Source organism: Paenarthrobacter sp. NPDC056912, from assembly GCF_042786555.1.
Lineage (GTDB): Bacteria > Actinomycetota > Actinomycetes > Actinomycetales > Micrococcaceae > Arthrobacter.
On sequence record NZ_JBHUCD010000001.1, the window covers coordinates 60,554 to 77,408 of the forward strand.

Genomic DNA, 16,855 nt, shown 5'->3' on the forward strand with positions numbered 1-16,855 from the left:
TCGACCGCCCCAGGCTCGCTCTCCCCATCCAGCATCGGATCTTTTCCTCCAGGAGGAACTGTGAACACCAATAACAACGAGGGGCAGATCGGCCGGAAGGGCTTGCGCACCAGCGTCGCTGCCGGTTCCATCGGCGTCTTTGTCCACTGGTTCGAGTGGGCCATCTACGCCTACCTCGCCTCCACCATCGCCGTCGTCTTCTTCCCCCAGCAGGACAGCACCGCGGCCTTGCTGTCCGTCTTCGCCGTCTTCGCCATCAGCTTCGGCGTCCGCCCCTTGGGCGCCTTGGTCTTCGGAACACTCGGCGACAAGATCGGCCGCAAGAAGACGCTCTCCATCGTCATCCTCTCCATGAGTGCGGCGACGCTGGTGGTGGGACTGCTGCCCACCTATGACGCCATCGGCCTGTGGGCACCCATCCTGCTCGTCTCTGCCCGCGTGGTTCAGGGACTCGCGGCCGGCGGCGAGTTCGGCAGCGCGGCGGCGTTCCTCGCAGAATACTCACCCCGCAAGCACCGTGGCTTCGGCGTCAGCTGGCTTGAGTTCGGAAGCCTCCTTGGCTTCCTGGCGGCCTCGCTGGTGGTGTTCGTGCTGACCAGCGTCATGGACGCCCAAACAATTGCCGACGGCGGTTGGCGGATTCCGTTCTTGATCGCCGTTCCGATGGGAATCGTCGGCTTCTACATCCGGTCCAAGATCGAGGACACTCCGGAATTCCGTTCCGTGGAGCAACTGGGCAATGTTCCGCAGAGCCCGGTCAAGGAAGTCTTCACCCGCCACTGGAAGCAGCTCCTGCAGATGAGTGGCCTGGAAATCATGATGCACGTGACCTTCTACGTGGTCCTTGTCTACCTGTTGACGTACCAGGAGAAGATCCTGGGATTCGACGCCGGGACCGCAGCCCTGCTCTCCACCGCAGCTTCCGTGGCGGGCCTGATCCTGGTGCCCTTGGTGGGTGCGCTTTCGGACAGGATCGGCAGAAGGCCGCTGCTGATCGCCGCCGCTGTTTCACTGGTGGTGCTGGCCTACCCGCTGTTCCTGATCATGCACTCCGGCACGCCCTGGGCCGGCATCGTCAGCACCATCGGCCTGGGCGTTATCTTGGCCCTCATCCTCGGCGTCCATGCCGCGGCTGCCGCTGAACTGTTCCCCACCCGGACACGGCAGACCGGTCTTTCCATCGCCTACAGCGTCACCGCAGCCATTTTCGCCGGCACCGTGCCCTACGTCCTGACCTGGCTCATCGCCCGGACCGGCAACGAGATGATGCCTGCGTTCTACCTCATCCTGGTCGGCTTGGTAGGACTGGCCGCCGTTCTGAGCATGAAGGAAAGCAAAGGCAAGGACCTTCTTGGCGAAGAGGACATCACATCGGCCCGGCCTGCAGCCGTGAAGACACCTGCAGCCGTGAAGACACCTGCAGCACCAAAGGTCCGCAGCTGACACAGTGGCCGTTCACACCGTAGCCCGGGCTTGAATCCAAGCCCGGGCTACGGCAGTTTCTGCGCCGAGAGCCGCGCCAGCGCCCGCTCCACCAGATGCCGCTGCCGGGAACCAGTGACGGCATCGGGATCCAGCATTGACGTGACATGCAGGCCCATCATGATGTTCAGCAGTTCATCGGCAACCGCATCCGGGTCCGCTAACGGTTCGCAGTCGCCGTCGTGCTGTGCTTGGGCCAGGAAGCCCATCACCAGTCCGCGCCAGTGCAGCAAAGCGTCCCGGCCGACGGCGCGCAACGCGTCTTCCGTCTGGGCGCGCTGCCAGAAGGAGACCGCTACGCGGGCTTCCACCACGGTGAGCGGATCCGCGGGAATGATCTCCAGGCAAAGGCTGCGCAGCGCGGACAGACCACGGCGGCCGGTGGTGCCAGCGGCGATGCGTTCGTTGGTCCGCTCGCAAATCAGCTCGTAGGAGGCCAGCAGCAGGGCGTCCTTGTTGGGGAAGTAATGGGCCAGCACGCCGGGCGCCGCATAGCCGCATTCCCGCGCTATGTCCCGCATGCTGGCGTTTTCGATGCCTTGGTCCGCGATCAACCGCCACGTGGTCTCGATGATGGAACGGCGCCGTTCCTGGTGATCGACCAAGCGGGGCATGCTGCTCCTTCATTCGCGGCGGTTCATGGCTGGGACCGTGAGCACCCTACCACCGCGGGAGCGCGCCTGCGCGCCCGCGGTGGTGAGTGCGGTGGGCTTCAGTGCCCGCAGTGGCCGGGCTCGGCCTGCCCGACGGCGGTGCCGCAGTGGTTGGTGGCCGACGACGGAACATTGAGGGTGGGGTTCTCGTCGAAGAAACCGTGCGGCTTCAAGGTGAAGCCGGTGGTGTCCACGGGCATGATGGGCCAGTCCTCCGGGCGCGGGAAGTGCGTCAACCCGAACGAGTGCCACACCACGAGGTCCTGGCCATCGAGGTCGCGGTCCTGTGCCACATACGCGGGAAGCCCCGCGCCGCCCGGGTGCTGGTTGACGAAGTCGCCGGCTGCGTACAGCTCGTGGTCGGCGTGCTGCGTGACCCAGAGGTGGTGGCGGGCGAAGGCTGCCCGTGAGGCGATGGAGGAATCGTCCGCCATGGCCAGGGTGGGGTTGCCCTCGGGATAGAGCGTGTAGCCCACAGCGTGGCCCAGGTGGTTCAGGGACTCGGGGTTGCTGATGTGCCACACCCGTCCCTTGGCGCCGTCGGCGTCGCGGATTGCTTCCGATTCGCGGGCAAGCACCGTGCGCTTCTGGGTGAAGGCGTTGCCGTGCGGGTTTCCGGGTCCTTTCGGGAGGCGCACGAGGTCCAGTTCCTCAACACGGTTCGTGGCGCCGTCGATCATCATGTCCAGGCGGGCGCTGAAGAGGTGCTGGTGATAGGGCGCGCCAAGGCCGGGAGCGATCTCCGAGGCGTAGGCGTAGTCCTTGTCCGGCAGTGCGGCGGTGAAGACTATGCCCGTGGCTTTCGCCTCGAATTCGATGGTGCCGTCCAGGTAGAGGTACCAGTAGAAGCCGTAGTCGTAGTTGCCCACCGTGGTGAAGAACGAAATCACAAGCCGGCGATTTCGGCGGACCTCGTTGGAGCCGGCCCACTCGTCCGTGTGCTTCCAGAGTATCCCGGCGTCTTCTTCGTGGATGCAGATGCCGTTCTCAATGGCTCTGGGGTTGCCGAAGTCATCCGCCACCACGGGGGACATGTACGTGATGTCGCCCAGGCAGTCGCACCCAAGCTTGAGGGAGTTCGCGTCCCGGCCCACCAGGTATTCGCCGGAATCGAAGTAGTTCTGCCAGCTCCGGTAAGGGGAGGGGTCGCCGTAGGGAACCACCATTTCGGAGATGGACGCGCGATGGACCACCGGGCGCCGGCGTCCCTTGAGCGAGTGGTGGAGCTGGTGGAGCACCAATCCTTCGCGGGCATCGAATCCCACGCGCAGGTCCCAGCCGGCCCAAAACAGGTGGTTGCCTTCCAAGGTGAAGCTGGGGCCCTCGGGCTGGGTGATCTCGATCGGCTTCAGGTCGGTGCGAAGCTCGCCGTGGATCGCGGGGTCGGTGTAGTTGCCGTTGACCTCCGGGACGGGAACCGGGCCGTCGTCGATCAGATGGTTGACCCGGCGGTTCTCCACGTCCACAAACGCCACCAGGCCGTCGATCGGGTGTGCCCAGGGGTGGTCTGCGGGGTGGTCCTGGCGGAATCCGAGGCCTCGCAGCAGCCGCTTGCCCTCCTCGTTGCCGTACTCGAAGACGCCTGCCGACAGGGGAGCGACACGGACCTGGGCCGGGCTCAGGCCGCGGGCTTCGAGGGCTGCCTTCCACTGCGGGTCTTCGGCCAGGATGTCCTCGATGATCCCGAATTCCTCCAAGAGGACCGGAAGCTGGCCGTCGATTTCCGGGTTGAGTTCCCGCTGGTCCAGGACCAAGCCAGTAGTCAGCGAAAGGCGAATATCCAGCGAGCGTGACTGCGCGGCATCCCAGAGCATGGCCCGGACCAGGCGAGGGGCAGCTGCGGCGTCTCCCAGGAAGGCGGCTTTGGGCGGTTCGATCAGGCCCACGTAGGCGAAACGGGTGGTCTCTGCGACGAGGCCGGCCCCTGCCAGAATCCGGCGGGCCTGGTGGATTTCCTGTGCCGAGAGCTGCTCAAGCGGATGGTGCCCCAGGGGAGCCTGCGTCGTTGCGGCCAGAGGGGTGGTTTGAAGGGTCATGGCACTTCCTGAAGTCGAATTTTGATGGTACAACTGTTCAACCAACGCTTTGATGTTACCCACCTCACAAGCCCGGCGTAAAGTCCTAGACCCAAACCACGCCGGCCAGCCAGGAGAACCATGGACCAGCAACCCCGACCACCCTGGCGGAGCTTTCCCGTTGCCCCCGTTCCGGCGGGCCTCGTCGGTACAGCCGCTGCGGGCAGCGCTACAGCACACGTGCTGGCTGCCGTAACCGGTCCGGTAGGAGTAATGGCGTGGTGGATGGGCGCCATGGGCATAGCCTGCCTTGCCTGCATCGCGCCCCTGATGCGGGGGAGGCTTTGCGGCAGGAGGGCGGGCCATGACGGCCACGCCAGGATGCCGGCTCAGCGGGCCGCCGGGCACTTGGCGGCCATGAGCGCGGTCATGATCCTTGTCCACATGGTCCTGCTGGTGACGCCTGGGCTGCTGGTAACGCACGGCGCCGGCGGCCACCACGGCGGGACGGAATCGGCATCCTCTCCGGCCCACGATGTCACCATGCTGACCCTTATCGCCGTTGAACTGGTCTGCCTCATGGGCGCTTCGGCCGCCCTGCGCCTCGCACGCCGCGGCCCGCACCGCCGTCGAGCACTAACTTACTGAGTCACCGAAAACCCAACCCAGGAGCCACAATGAACAGCACCTCAACCATGATTTCCACCGACTGGCAGGCCCGGGCGGATGCCTTGGCCATCGACGGACGGGCGTTCGTGGACGGCCGCCGCGCAACCGGCCTTGGCAATCGAATCCGCCCCACCAGCAGCCCCATTGACGGCAGGGTCCTGGCTGAGCTGGCCGCCTGTGGTCCAGGCGACGTGGACGTCGCGGTGGCAGCGGCGCGGCAAGCCTTTCCGTCGTGGTCCCGCCTGGGAGCTGAAAAACGGAAGGGTTTGCTGCTGGCGCTGGCCGCCCTGATGGAGCGGCATGCTGACCAGCTGGCGCTTCTGGAAACCCTTGATAGCGGCAAGCCCATTCTGCAGACCACCACCGTGGATGTGCCGGGGGCCATCTCCACGCTGCGCTGGTACGCGGAGGCTGCGGACAAGCAGAGCGGCGAACTTCCGGCGGTTCCGCAGGGGGCAACGGCCCTTGTGACGCGCGAACCGTTGGGTGTTGTTGCCGCGATCGTGCCGTGGAATTTCCCCCTGGAGATCGCCGTGTGGAAGCTGGCCCCGGCGCTCGCTTCAGGCAATACGGTGGTGTTGAAGCCTGCGGAGCAGACGTCCTTGAGCGTCCTGCTGCTGGCCGAACTGGCCGCGGAGGCCGGGCTGCCGGATGGCGTGTTGAACGTCATTACCGGCACGGGCCGGGAAGTAGGCGCTGCGTTGGCGCACCACATGGACGTGGATGCGTTGGCGTTTACGGGCTCCACTGCCGTCTCCCGCACGCTGCTTGAAGCCTCCGGCCGCAGCAACCTCAAGAGGCTGGGCCTCGAGGCAGGGGGCAAGAGTTCGAACATCATTTTCTCGGACACCGCTGATCTTGCTACGGCTGCGGCGAAGGCGGCGTTCGGCGCCTTCTACAACCAAGGCCAAGTGTGTTCGGCCAACTCCCGCATCCTGGTCCAGCGCGGGATCCACGACGAATTCGCAGCATTGTTCGCCCTCGCCGCCGCCGGTTACGGTCCTGCGGATCCGCTCGCGGGCCTGGACGGCAACGGTGCGCTGATCAGCAGCGCCCATACCGACGACGTCGAAGGCTGGATCGTGCGTGGCCGAACCGACGGTGAGGTGCTTTTCGGCGGTGAGCGGCGGGTGATCCGCGGTTCTGACGCCTACCTGGAGCCCACACTGCTGGGCGGCCTCCCGGCTGACCATGACGTGCACCGCGAGGAGATTTTTGGCCCCGTTGCCGTGCTGCACGCCTTCGATACGGAGGACGAGGCCGTGTCCATGGCGAATGCCACGGACTATGGTTTGGCCGCGTCCGTGTGGACGTCGGACTTGTCCCGGGCGCATCGAGTGGCGGGTGACCTGCTGGCCGGAACAGTGTCCGTGAACACGGTGGACGCCTTGGGTAACACCACGCCTTTCGGGGGCTTCAAGCAGTCCGGATTTGGGCGTGATTTGTCGCTGCATGCGTTCGACAACTACACGGCGCCAAAGACCACCTGGATCCAATTCGGCTGATCCGATTCATCTAAAAAATCGATGATGTGGATCGTAGTTCCCTTGTTTACGTGATGCGAATCACGAGCCTACGCTGATGCTCATCTCCCCTTCCCACCCTTCTTGCGCAGTAGCAAACTTAAGCAGTAGCAAAGGACCGATCATGGATCAGCCAGCCCAAACCCAATTAGCCCAAGAGCAAAGCAACCATCTGCAGAAATCCCTGGGCCGTTTCGACATCCTCTTGTTGGTGGTCGCAGCCGTCATCTCCGTGGAGGTCCTGGGCCAGGTCTCCGGCTTCGGCGGAGAAACCTTCACCTGGACCCTCATCCTCGCCGTCACGTTCATGGTCCCGTATGGCCTGATCTTCGCTGAGACCGGCGGCGCGTTCACGGAGGAGGGCGGCGTTTACGTCTGGACCAAGATGGCCTTCGGCCGGGTGGTCGCAGCCATCACTTCCCTCTTCACCTGGGTGACGCAGCCTGTCTGGGTGGGTGGGGCCATGGCGTTCGTGGCTGTGGAAACGTGGTCCGAGTATGTAGGCCACGTGGAAGCAGGCGGCGTCAGCGACTACATTTTCAAGCTGGTCTTCATTTGGATCACGGTGACCTCGGCCATCATCAGCTTGAAGCACGGAAAGTGGCTGCCATCGCTCGGCGCCATCCTGAAGGTCGCATTCCTGACCTTCTTCATCATCGTCACCTTGATCTACGGGCTGCAGCACGGCTTCAACGGACTGGATCTGGGCTTCTTCTCACCCACGCTGGCCGGCTTCCTCGGCGTCACCCCGTTGCTGCTGTTCTCATTCCTTGGCTTCGAATCCGGCAACAGCGCAGCGGGGGAAATGAAGAACCCGGCCAAGGACGTGCCGATCTCGGTTGCCAGGTCCTCCATGATCGCCGCGGCGAGCTACCTCCTGCCGATCCTGGCCATCCTGCTGGTGGTGCCTCTTGACCAGATCACCGGCATCGGTGGACTCTTCGGCGCAGTGTCCACGGTCTATGCCGTGTTCGGACCCGCCGCCGACGCCATGCTGGCCGTCTCCGCCGTCGTGTTCTGTTTTGTCCTGGTGTCCCAAGGCGCGGCGTGGATGATCATCAGCGACCGCATGCAGGCCATGGCCGCCGCCGATGGCTCGTTCTTTGGCGGCTTCTTTGGCCGCTTCCATCCCAAGCTCGGTACCCCCATCCGTGTGAATACGCTCTCCGGAGTAGTGGCGACACTGTTCATGCTCGCCGCCATGCAACTCAGCGGCACCAGCAGTGCCCTGTTCGGGGTGGTCCTGGCGATCGCCATCTCCACGTTCCTGCTCAGCTACCTGCTCGCCATCCCCGCTGCCGTCAGGCTGAGGAGCAAGTATCCGCTGACGGAGCGCCCCTTCAAGGTTCCGGTTTCCGACCTCGGCTTCCGCGTCCTCGGTGCCATCTGCTTCCTTTGGATACTGGTGGGCTCGTGGGTGGCTATCTTCCCGGGAACACTGGAGATCCTTTTCGGCCTGGAATACGACTTCGAAGCAACCTGGGGCGTTTCGCAGTTCACCTTTGAGGCCTTCGCCCTGGGTACTCTCGGCTGCATCCTGGCTTTGGGCCTGGTGGGTTATGTCCGCGGTAAGAAGGTGCGGGAGGCCGTGGCTCCTGTCAGTCAGGCAGCTGAACTGGTCAGCGACTGACTCCGAGATCGCCGGAGACGTGCGAAATCGCCGGAAAGGACCAGCGAACTGGAGCCTTTCCGGCGATTTCGACGATCTAGCGTGTTTCGAGGTCGTCCAGCGACTTGCCCCTGGTGTCCGGGGACAGGAGGGTGGCGACGGCCGAGACCAAGCAGATACCGAGGGTGGTCAGGCCGATGACCAGGGGGATGTTGGCTGATCCGGGCGGGGCAATCGCGGTGAACAGGCTCGGGAAGAAGGAAGCGATCATGAGCCCGATGTTTTGTGAGACAGCGAAGCCCGTCACCCGCATGCGCATGGGGAACTGCTCCTGGAAGAACGTGGCAAAGGTGGCGTTCCACATCTGGAAGAGGATGCCTTGCACTATCACCACGCAGATGAACACCAGGGGCAGGCTTCCCTGTTGGATCGCCCACAGGTAACCCATGGTCAGCAATCCACCGGTGACCCCACCGGCCACCATGAGTGCCCTGCGGCCGATCCGGTCGGACAGAGCGCCGAAGATCGGAATGGTCACAACCGCAGCCACATTGGCTGCCATGGTTACCCAAAGGAACTCGCTGCTGGAGAACCCGATGCCGTAGCCCTTTTGGGTCGCGAAGGATACGCCGAAGATGAGTGTGGCCATGCCGATGACGTTGGTGAAGGTCATTGCGATGCATCGGACCAAAACCCAGGGGTGGGTGCGGAGGAGGTCTACCAGCGGGAAGCGGCGTTTGGCGCCGGCTTCTTCGGCCTGCGCCAGGTAGGCGGGCGGCTCCTCCACACGGCGGCGGATGACGTACCCGGCGATAATCACCACGGCGCTGAGCAGGAACGGCAGTCGCCAGCCCCATGAGTGGAATTCTTCATCGGGGAGGAGTGCGGCGAGCGGAATCAGCACGGCGGTGGCGAGGATGGAGCCAACCTGCGTGCCCTGCAGGCTGAAGCTCGCGAAGAAGCCGCGTTTTGCATCGGGGGAGTGCTCCACGATCATTGCGCTCGCACCACCAAGTTCGCCCGCCACCGCGAAACCCTGGATCAAACGGAGGATCACCAGGAGTACGGGAGCAAGAAGTCCGACCTGCCCGTACGTGGGCAACAGCCCGACGGCAAAGGTAGCGAAGCCCATGAGCAGCATCGCGAAGACGAGCACCTTCTTGCGTCCGTGCCGGTCGCCGTAAGCGCCCAGGACTACGGCGCCGAGCGGACGGGAAACGTAGCCGACGGCGTACGTCGCCAGCGAGGCGATGATGCCCACTGTCGGATTCTCGGTGGGGAAGAAGATGGTGGGAAAGAGAAGCGTTGCCGCCAGCGAGTACAAAGCGAAGTCGTAGTACTCCAGTGCGCTGCCGATCCAGCCGCTCATCGCGGCTTTCTTCGGATCTTTGCGGCCGGCGGCGTCGTGGTGGGTGGAGGGGACATCCCTCCCATGCATAACCGTCATTGCGTCTGAACTCCTATGTCGTCTTTGGCAAGGAACAAGAGCTCTTCCCATCCAGGACTGAACTGGTGGTCATTCAGCGTGAGGAAGGTTACTTCTTGAATCGATTCATAAAGCATAGGGCGTGACCTGCGCTACGTCAACGTGCGACGACGACAGGTCGCCCTGGGTTCCGTTGGAACCGTGAGGCGACCTGCCGCCGTCGTACGTCTTCTGTGTCGGTGGCAGCCGGGCCGGCGGCCTACTTCGCCAGGAAGCGCAGCAGGATGTCGTTGATTTCGGTGCCGTGCGTCCAGAGCATGCCGTGCGGAGCGTCCTCGATCTCGACATACTCGGCGGAGGGCAGGCGCTTGGTGAACTCGCGTCCGGTTGCGTCGATGGGCAAGATGCGGTCACCTGTTCCGTGGACAATCAGGGCGGGGACGGTCACCTTTTCGATGTCGGAGCGGAAGTCCGTGAGCCAGGAGTCCACCACTGCGAAGGATGCGCACCAGGATGAGCCGGAGGCCACGTTCCAGGCGTTGCGCAGGGCTTCCTCGCTGAGTCGGTTCCCGAGGAAGTTGTCCGTGTTGAAGAAGTCGTTGTAGAAGTTGGTGAACCAGGCGTAGCGGTCCTCGATGGCGGCGTTGCGGATGCCGTCGAAGACCGAGGATGGAACGCCGGTGGGGTTGTCGTCGGTCTGCAGGAGGAACGGTTCCAGGGATGCGAGGAAGGCCGCCTTGGCCACGCGGGCTTCGCCGTACGTGCCGATGTAGCGCCCCACCTCTCCCGTGCCCATCGAGAAGCCGACCAGCACGGTGTTTTGCAGATCCAGCGTTTCCAGGACCGTGTTGAGGTCTGCCGCGAAGGTGTCGTAGTCGTAGCCCGTAGTGGGCTTGCTGGACTTGCCGAATCCGCGGCGGTCATAGGTGATGACGCGGTAGCCGGCGTTCAAAAGGGCCGCCGACTGCTTCTCCCACGACCCGCCATCCAAGGGGTAGCCGTGGATCAGGACAACGGGCTGACCGGTGCCGTGGTCCTCGTAGTAGAGCTCGATGTCCGTGCTGTTCTCGGTTCCAACTTTGATGAAGCCCATGGGGTCTGTTCCTTGTCTTGAGTGGGAGAACGTTCGTTCTCTCTCGTGGTTTCAATAGTAGAGAACGATCGTTCTTCTTTCAAGTACTATTGGAGAATGAATATTTCCGAGCCCCGTACGCGCATCGTCGAGACCGCCGATGAGCTGTACAACGCCAAGGGAATCCAAGCCGTTGGCATGGACGAACTGCGCGCGGCGGCAGGAGTTTCGCTCAAGAAGCTGTACCAGGAGTTCCCGTCCAAGAGCGCCATCGTGATGGCGGTGCTGGAGCGGCGGCACGACTCCTGGACCCAAGGTTTGGACGCAACAGTCCGCCAGGCCGCAGCGCCGCGTGAAAGGCTGCTGGCGATCTTCGACTACCTCGCAGGCTGGTTCTGCCAGGACTCGTTCCGGGGATGCGGGTTCATCAACAGCTTCGCCGAACTCGGTGCCATCAGCCCCGAAGTTGCCGAGTACGCCCGCAAGCACAAGGAATCGTTCCAGGAATACGTCGGCAAGCTTTCAGAAGAGGCAGGTGCGCCGGCTTTCCTTGCGCCGCAGCTTGCGATCCTCGCCGAGGGCGCGCAAACCACGGCCGCGATCTCGGGAACCGCGGATGCTGCCGGACAGGCCCGGCACGCTGCCCAGGTCCTGATCGACGCAGCGTTGGGCAACGTGGCCCCGCAGCCCTAGGAAGGCTCCGGCCCGCGACCCCTCGACCGGCCGCGCGCTCGTCGCTAGGGTGACCGCGGTGGCGGCTTTGAGTTCGGCGGTTGGCAGGCAGCGTATTCGGACGAAGAGACAGGTGCCGTGATCGTCGCGGGCATCAATCGGATGGACGCCTTGCTTCTGGGACGCAAACGTGCGACATCTTCTCCGGATTCTGGCCCACCCGGGGCGAGGACGATTCGATGGCAATGACGCTCAACGCCCTGCCGAAATTTGTCGTATCGCGCTCGTTTGTGAGTGTGCCGGCGCGCCCGTCACAGGCATAGACATCAGCCAGGCATAGGAGAACTCCGGCTCGCTTCACAACGGGGACCGGCGGAACTCGTCCGTGTTCTCCCGTGCCAGACTGGACGCATGTGTCCCCGTCCCGTGAAGCCGCGTGCCCTGTCCGTCAACCATGAGAGCGGCGGGCAGACGCCGGCCAAGTCTCCGGGCCGCCATTTCGCGTTAAGGCTCGACGACGCGTGGCTCAGGTTCCAGACACGCCTCGCCATCCGCCGTGGCCGGGTAGTGACTGTCATCCCCTACGCCGGTTACGGGACCACCTCCTGGGTCCGGGTGCTGGCCCGGGTTGTCCGCAGCGATCCGCGCGATAGCGGGAAGGGTTCCCGCGCGGGGAACCTAAAACCGTTACAGGAGAGCATGCGTGGCTGGCGCAACTTCACCAGCGCGCCAGTAGCCCACGCCGCCGTGCAGGTGACTATCGCGGGGACCGTCCACGACGTCGAGGCGGACCGTGGCGGTGTGGTGGATGCGCGGATCCCGGTGGCCCTCCACGCAGGCTGGCACACCATCACCCTCCAATCAGGGGAATCCGGGACGGTAGAAGCTCCCGTGGAGATCGTCGCGGACGACACCGACTTTGGCGTGGTCTCCGACATTGACGACACCGTCATGGTCACAGCCCTGCCGCGTCCATTCCTTGCCGCCTGGAACACCTTTGTACTGAACGAGCATGCAAGGACCCCGACGCCGGGCATGGCCGTGTTGTACGAACGGATCGTGAGGACGGCGCCCAAGGCACCCGTGCTGTATCTGTCTACCGGAGCCTGGAACGTGGCGCCCACGCTGTCGCGGTTCCTCTCCCGCAATTTGTATCCCGCCGGCCCCAAGCTCCTGACCGACTGGGGGCCAACCCCGGACCGCTGGTTCCGCAGCGGCCAGGAGCACAAGAGAAGCTCCTTGGAACGCCTCGCGGAGGAGTTCCCGGGCATCAAGTGGCTGCTGGTGGGAGACGACGGACAGCACGACGAAGCCATCTACTCCGACTTCGCGCAGCGCCACCCGCAGAACGTCAAGGCCATCGCCATCCGTCAACTCTCGCCCGGCGAAGCAGTGCTCGCCGGCGGGCGGTCCAAGTCAGGGGAGCAGCCCACTCCGGGCATCCCCTGGGTCTATGCCCCGGACGGCGCAGGGATGTCGGATCAGCTGGAGCAGCTGGGGATCATCCACGGCAACGTGCGGTCCTCGGATTCGCCGGAAGAAGCTGACGAGACCAAGGAAAGCGGCTGAAGAGCGGTCACACCACGTCGATAAAGACGGGGTTCGCGTAGAACCACGTGTCTGACCAAGGATCGGCGTCGCCAAGATTGTTGCCGTGGCGAATGGGACCCGCGGGATCCACTGTCGCGCCATAGTAGCCAGCGCCGTGGCGGTTGCCGTCGCTGCCGCGGAGGCGGAAGTAGCAGGACTTCTGGACGTCCATGATGACGTGTTTGATGGTGAACGTGCCAGTACGCCCTGATACATCGATCTGTTTCCAGACGCTGGTTCCCGGTGCCTTCATCGTGTCGCGATCGCCCGCTGCCCCGCTAATGGAACCGCCGATCACGTCCACATGGGCAAGCTTTGGCAGGATACCGGCGAAGTTGCGGTAGCCCGTCGTCGTAATGGTGATGGAAATTTCGACGTCGGCACCTCGCCTCACGCTCAGGCGTGAACCCAACGTAACGCCGTTGCGGCCGTTGCGGCCGTTGCCGTTGCCGCGCGCCTCGCGAACCCGGACGTCCAAGCCCTGGAGCAGGTGCCCGTGGTCAACCCACATACGGCCATTCCGCATGGCGTCCAGCACTCCCGAGTAAGAGCGCTTGGTGACGCCGGTGTGGAGTCGGCTGAACTGTCCTGGCCAGTAGTCGCTGCCACCCTGCTTCTCACCGGTCTCGATCGGGTCGGGCCGCTTGCCGGTGACAGACCAGCGATCAAATTCGTTGGGCAGGCTCAGGTAAGGTTCCTCCGCCGGGTAGGGGCCGGTTTTCCACGTGTCCTTGATGGTGAGGTGGTTATCGGAGTTGGACGTGATCCAGAACGGCAAACCTTCGGCAAGCATCGAATCCCACAGGCCGCCCACAGTGGCAGTGGCCCAGTCGAAACCGCCGTAGGGACGGAAGGCATCCGCCGGGTAGCCAGGGAAGCTGAACTGTGTGGGGTTGTTGTTGTATTCGCCGCGCTGGTCGCCAGCACTTGCGAACTGGCTGACTCCTGAGCCTTGGGCGCCCGGGGCACCTTCCATTCCGATCATGATCTCGCGGGCGGCATCGCGCCACGCCCGGAGTTCGTGAGGGGAGTCGATGCCCAGCCGCATGGGGTGGTTGGCGAAGGCGACGACGTCGTCGATGTAGCCGGAGTGCCGCTGTTTGGCCAGCCAAGCGATGGCTTCCACTGCTTTGCGTTCGAAAGTCTCCACTTGGGCTGTCCCGGGGACCGGTTTCTCCCACTGGTTCAGCTTGCCGTCCCACACGAGCTCGAAGGTCCGCAGAAGGTTCACTTCGTTAGGGCCCGGGGCAACGAGTATCGCGGCGTGCTCGGCGCCAGGGATGTACCACTCCAAGCCCTGGAAAATCAGCAAGTCAGGGCGTGCAGCACGCTGCGTCCGGATTTCCTTGTTGGCGTTGACGGCACCCCCATTGTTGGCGTGGCCGAAGTTGCTGTGCTCTGTCAGGGCCAGCCAGTCCACGCCGTAGGACCGGGCCGCGTCCAGCTGCTGCTTGATCATGTACTTCGCATCGTGGCTGAACTGGGTGTGCACGTGGTGGTCTCCCACGAGCCATTTCAGCTGGGGGTCGTTGCCACCCGGGTTGGCCATCGCCGGCTGTGCCACCGCTGCCGAGGCTGCGGTACCGGCCGCCAGAATACCTGCCGACTGCAGAATGCGCCGGCGGCTCAAGCCCATGGCTTTCAGCTCAGCGTCGGCCAGTTCCACACTGCGGCTGTGGGTAGTCCTGTTTTCGTCCGTGGTACACATCGCGTCTCCTGTTGTTGGTGCCGGGTCCTCGGCGGAATCACACTAGGGAAGCGCCATGGCAAGGAGGTTAACTGCGTGGGAACGGTGGGTGGTGTGAGGCCCGCTATGCGCTCGATGCAGCGTTCCAGGAACGCAAAGCGGGCCCCGCAACGGGTTAGAACAGTGGGATTTGGACTTCCTTGATCCACTCGCCACGACGGTAGTCACGGGCCTTGACCACTACGCAGTCCTTGTAGACCTCTACTTGGAGCCCGCTGGCCTCGTGGCCATCCAGGGCGCGCTCGCCGCCAGTGCCATTGTCTTCCCAGAGGGTCTGGACCGCGCCGGTGTTGATGACTTGGAAGCCCTGAAGGTTGCCGGTGCCGGGGACGGTGCGGCGCACTTCCCAGTCGGCCAGTTGTAGTGCCCAGTGCGTGTGGGCCGTGAAGACAAAGACATTCTGGTACTTGCCCAGGATTCCCAGTAGCCGGTCAACCTGCAGGTAGTCCTTCTTGTAGAGGTTGTTGCGGGTGCCGGAGACGGTGTCCGGAAACGGGTGGTGGGTAAAGACCATGACGGGCTGGCCGCGATCGTCCCAGTATGCCAATCGCCGCTCCAACCACGTGATCTGTTCCTCGCTGAGCCAGACCTCGTCCCAGAGCTTGGTGTCGTGGTAGTGCATGTACTTCTCAGTGCCCAGGATCAGCCCGGGAACACCGCCAAGGTCGATTTCGGTGTACACCTTGTCGCGCCCGGCGAACGTGTAGAAGCTCTGGAAAAGAGAGGCCTCGGTGGTGCCGTTGGGCCAGGTGGCTTGGGCAAGGGTGTTGGGGTCGGAGTATTTGGGGACGTAGAACTCGTGGTTGCCGATGCCCCAGTGGACGTTTCGGGCGTGTGGGTTTGCATCCAGGACCTTGCGTACGGCCTGGTACTCAAAGTCGTAGCCGCGCGGAGTGATGTCGCCGTTGACTACCAGGCCGGCACTCCGCTTGCCGGGGTTGGTCTTTTCGATGTCCTTGAGGGCAAGGTCGAAATCGCCGAGGTCGCCTTGGATGTCGCTGATGACTGTGAAGACAGTGGCCTTGCCGGAGGGGCGGTTGCTGCCGTGCCCATGCCCGGTTGCTTGTGCAGGGGACGCGGCGACGGCGGTGGCGCCGATGGTTGCCAATCCCGCGATTGACGCTGCGATCGCCGAGCGGCGGCTGGGGGAACTCATGATGGAACCTTTCACTCAAAGGGTGTGTTGACCCTCAGAATGTAGAGACATCAGATGAATCGCCGGCAAATGCTCCGTGGCCAACTTGTCATGACAAGTTGGCCGTTAGTTGATCAGGAGGCCGAAGCCGCGGCTGCCACCAGCACAAGGGTGAATGAAGCCCAGTCGTTGAGGATGTGGGCTCCTGTAGAGACAAGGATGTTCTTGGTGCGAATGAAGGCCAGCGTCAGCACGATTCGGGCGGTGCCGATGATGAGGAGAGCTTGGGCCACATTCCACCCGTACGTTGGAAGGTGCGCCGCGCCAAACCACAGGGCCGTGATCAACCATGCGAGCAGCATTGACGTGGTGCGGTTCAGCTTCGCCTTGGTGTAGAGGAAGTACATGACTGCGAGGAACGGCAGGATGGTGAAGACTTCCTCGCCGAGCAATTGAATGCCGGTTCCCACGTAGAAGGCCACTATCTCACCCGGGCCGCCTTCCAGGATTCCTTCGGTGGCCTTGTTGGCATTGGCTCCGAAGATGGATGCAACGATGATGCCCACTATGAAACTCACGGCCAGGTTGAGGAGCCAGAAGACCACCATGGCGAGGTAATCCGCGCCGGTTGGTTTACGGAAAATCGATTTCCAGAAAGGGCCCGTGAGCCAGATGAAAACAGCCATGGGAATGGCGACGAACAGGAATCGTGGGAGGAGGGCTGTCACGTTCGAGGTCTGGGGAATCAAGATCAGGGCTGCGAAGCCAACAGCGCACGCAGCGATGATGAGGACCCATTTCCACGCGGCCACCTCCACCGGGTGCCCGTCGTAGAATGGCACGTCACGGCCGTCATCCCGCTCGATGAGGCGTCCGAACCGCTTCTTGCGGTCGTCCACGGTCGGCACACTTATTGAATCGTCCACGCGAATTCCCCTTAAACGCTGAGCCAAGCAATAGCTAAATTATGGCCCAAGACCTTTTCGGGTTTCCCATCAGCGGACACATCGTCCCCGGCTGGTTCACTGCCACGTCGTCCGGAGCGGAGATCCTCAACGTCGGCGCGTACGGCCCCGAGGGCGGCCTTCTCGGCATGCTGTCGCGCGTCCTGGTCGTCGCGCTCGTCTTCCTTTACGTGAAGCGGCGTTGGCCGAACGGCAGTATCGCGACCTTGAGGTTCGCTCCCGATCCGGAGAAAAGGACTCGTCCACGGGGGAAGGAAACACTTCGACCAACGTGACCCGTTCACGATTTTAGGTCAA

Annotated in this window: 14 protein-coding genes; 7 read left to right on the plus strand and 7 right to left on the minus strand. The window is 63.5% G+C overall.

The features are described 5' to 3' along the window. Positions 1-60 precede the first annotated feature (60 nt). Complete coding sequence (locus ACFRJ9_RS00325; RefSeq protein WP_377663236.1) at positions 61-1,443, plus strand: MFS transporter; 1,383 nt, start codon at positions 61-63, stop codon at positions 1,441-1,443. A 47-nt stretch (positions 1,444-1,490) separates the two neighbouring features. Here the strand turns inward: ACFRJ9_RS00325 and ACFRJ9_RS00330 are convergent, their stop codons facing one another. Further along, positions 1,491-2,096: a TetR/AcrR family transcriptional regulator gene (locus ACFRJ9_RS00330; RefSeq protein ID WP_377663237.1), complete on the minus strand. Its 606-nt coding sequence runs from the start codon at positions 2,094-2,096 to the stop codon at positions 1,491-1,493. Positions 2,097-2,194: 98 nt separating this feature from the next. Continuing rightward, on the minus strand, positions 2,195-4,171 hold the full coding sequence (locus ACFRJ9_RS00335) for a primary-amine oxidase (protein ID WP_377663238.1): 1,977 nt from the start codon (positions 4,169-4,171) through the stop codon (positions 2,195-2,197). Between the two features lie 120 nt (positions 4,172-4,291). Here ACFRJ9_RS00335 and ACFRJ9_RS00340 point away from each other — a divergent pair, with 120 nt between their 5' ends. The 3 genes from ACFRJ9_RS00340 (at position 4,292) to ACFRJ9_RS00350 (ending at position 7,972) form a co-directional block, all read left to right on the plus strand. Continuing rightward, a complete protein-coding gene (locus ACFRJ9_RS00340; RefSeq protein WP_377663239.1) occupies positions 4,292-4,798 on the plus strand; it encodes a hypothetical protein in 507 nt (168 codons plus the stop codon). A gap of 29 nt (positions 4,799-4,827) precedes the next feature. Next, positions 4,828-6,324, plus strand: a complete 1,497-nt coding sequence (locus ACFRJ9_RS00345; RefSeq protein WP_377663240.1) for an aldehyde dehydrogenase family protein — start codon at positions 4,828-4,830, stop codon at positions 6,322-6,324. A gap of 142 nt (positions 6,325-6,466) precedes the next feature. Further along, positions 6,467-7,972, plus strand: a complete 1,506-nt coding sequence (locus ACFRJ9_RS00350) for an APC family permease (RefSeq protein WP_377663241.1) — start codon at positions 6,467-6,469, stop codon at positions 7,970-7,972. Positions 7,973-8,048: 76 nt separating this feature from the next. Here the strand turns inward: ACFRJ9_RS00350 and ACFRJ9_RS00355 are convergent, their stop codons facing one another. Beyond that, a complete protein-coding gene (locus tag ACFRJ9_RS00355; protein ID WP_377663242.1) occupies positions 8,049-9,398 on the minus strand; it encodes an MFS transporter in 1,350 nt (449 codons plus the stop codon). A 238-nt stretch (positions 9,399-9,636) separates the two neighbouring features. After that, complete coding sequence (locus ACFRJ9_RS00360) at positions 9,637-10,470, minus strand: alpha/beta fold hydrolase (RefSeq protein ID WP_377663243.1); 834 nt, start codon at positions 10,468-10,470, stop codon at positions 9,637-9,639. Between the two features lie 96 nt (positions 10,471-10,566). On the opposite strand from ACFRJ9_RS00360, the gene ACFRJ9_RS00365 reads away from it, so the two are divergent. Together ACFRJ9_RS00365 and ACFRJ9_RS00370 are read left to right on the plus strand one after the other, a co-directional pair. Then, on the plus strand, positions 10,567-11,142 hold the full coding sequence (locus ACFRJ9_RS00365) for a TetR/AcrR family transcriptional regulator (RefSeq protein ID WP_377663244.1): 576 nt from the start codon (positions 10,567-10,569) through the stop codon (positions 11,140-11,142). A 390-nt stretch (positions 11,143-11,532) separates the two neighbouring features. After that, complete coding sequence (locus tag ACFRJ9_RS00370; protein WP_377663245.1) at positions 11,533-12,690, plus strand: App1 family protein; 1,158 nt, start codon at positions 11,533-11,535, stop codon at positions 12,688-12,690. A 7-nt stretch (positions 12,691-12,697) separates the two neighbouring features. Here ACFRJ9_RS00370 and ACFRJ9_RS00375 read toward each other — a convergent pair whose 3' ends face one another. The 3 genes from ACFRJ9_RS00375 to ACFRJ9_RS00385 form a co-directional block, all read right to left on the minus strand. Continuing rightward, the gene (locus tag ACFRJ9_RS00375; RefSeq protein ID WP_377663246.1) at positions 12,698-14,419 is read right to left on the minus strand and encodes a PHP domain-containing protein; all 1,722 of its coding nucleotides are present in this window, start codon (positions 14,417-14,419) and stop codon (positions 12,698-12,700) included. 154 nt (positions 14,420-14,573) lie between these two features. After that, entirely contained in the window at positions 14,574-15,614 is a 1,041-nt protein-coding gene (locus ACFRJ9_RS00380) for a metallophosphoesterase family protein (RefSeq protein ID WP_377663247.1), read from the minus strand. Positions 15,615-15,727: 113 nt separating this feature from the next. Further along, the gene (locus tag ACFRJ9_RS00385; protein WP_377663248.1) at positions 15,728-16,519 is read right to left on the minus strand and encodes a CPBP family intramembrane glutamic endopeptidase; all 792 of its coding nucleotides are present in this window, start codon (positions 16,517-16,519) and stop codon (positions 15,728-15,730) included. Positions 16,520-16,560: 41 nt separating this feature from the next. Here ACFRJ9_RS00385 and ACFRJ9_RS00390 point away from each other — a divergent pair, with 41 nt between their 5' ends. After that, positions 16,561-16,833 (plus strand): hypothetical protein, encoded by a 273-nt coding sequence (locus ACFRJ9_RS00390; protein ID WP_377663249.1) that lies wholly within the window; start codon positions 16,561-16,563, stop codon positions 16,831-16,833. The last annotated feature ends 22 nt before the right edge of the window (positions 16,834-16,855 follow it).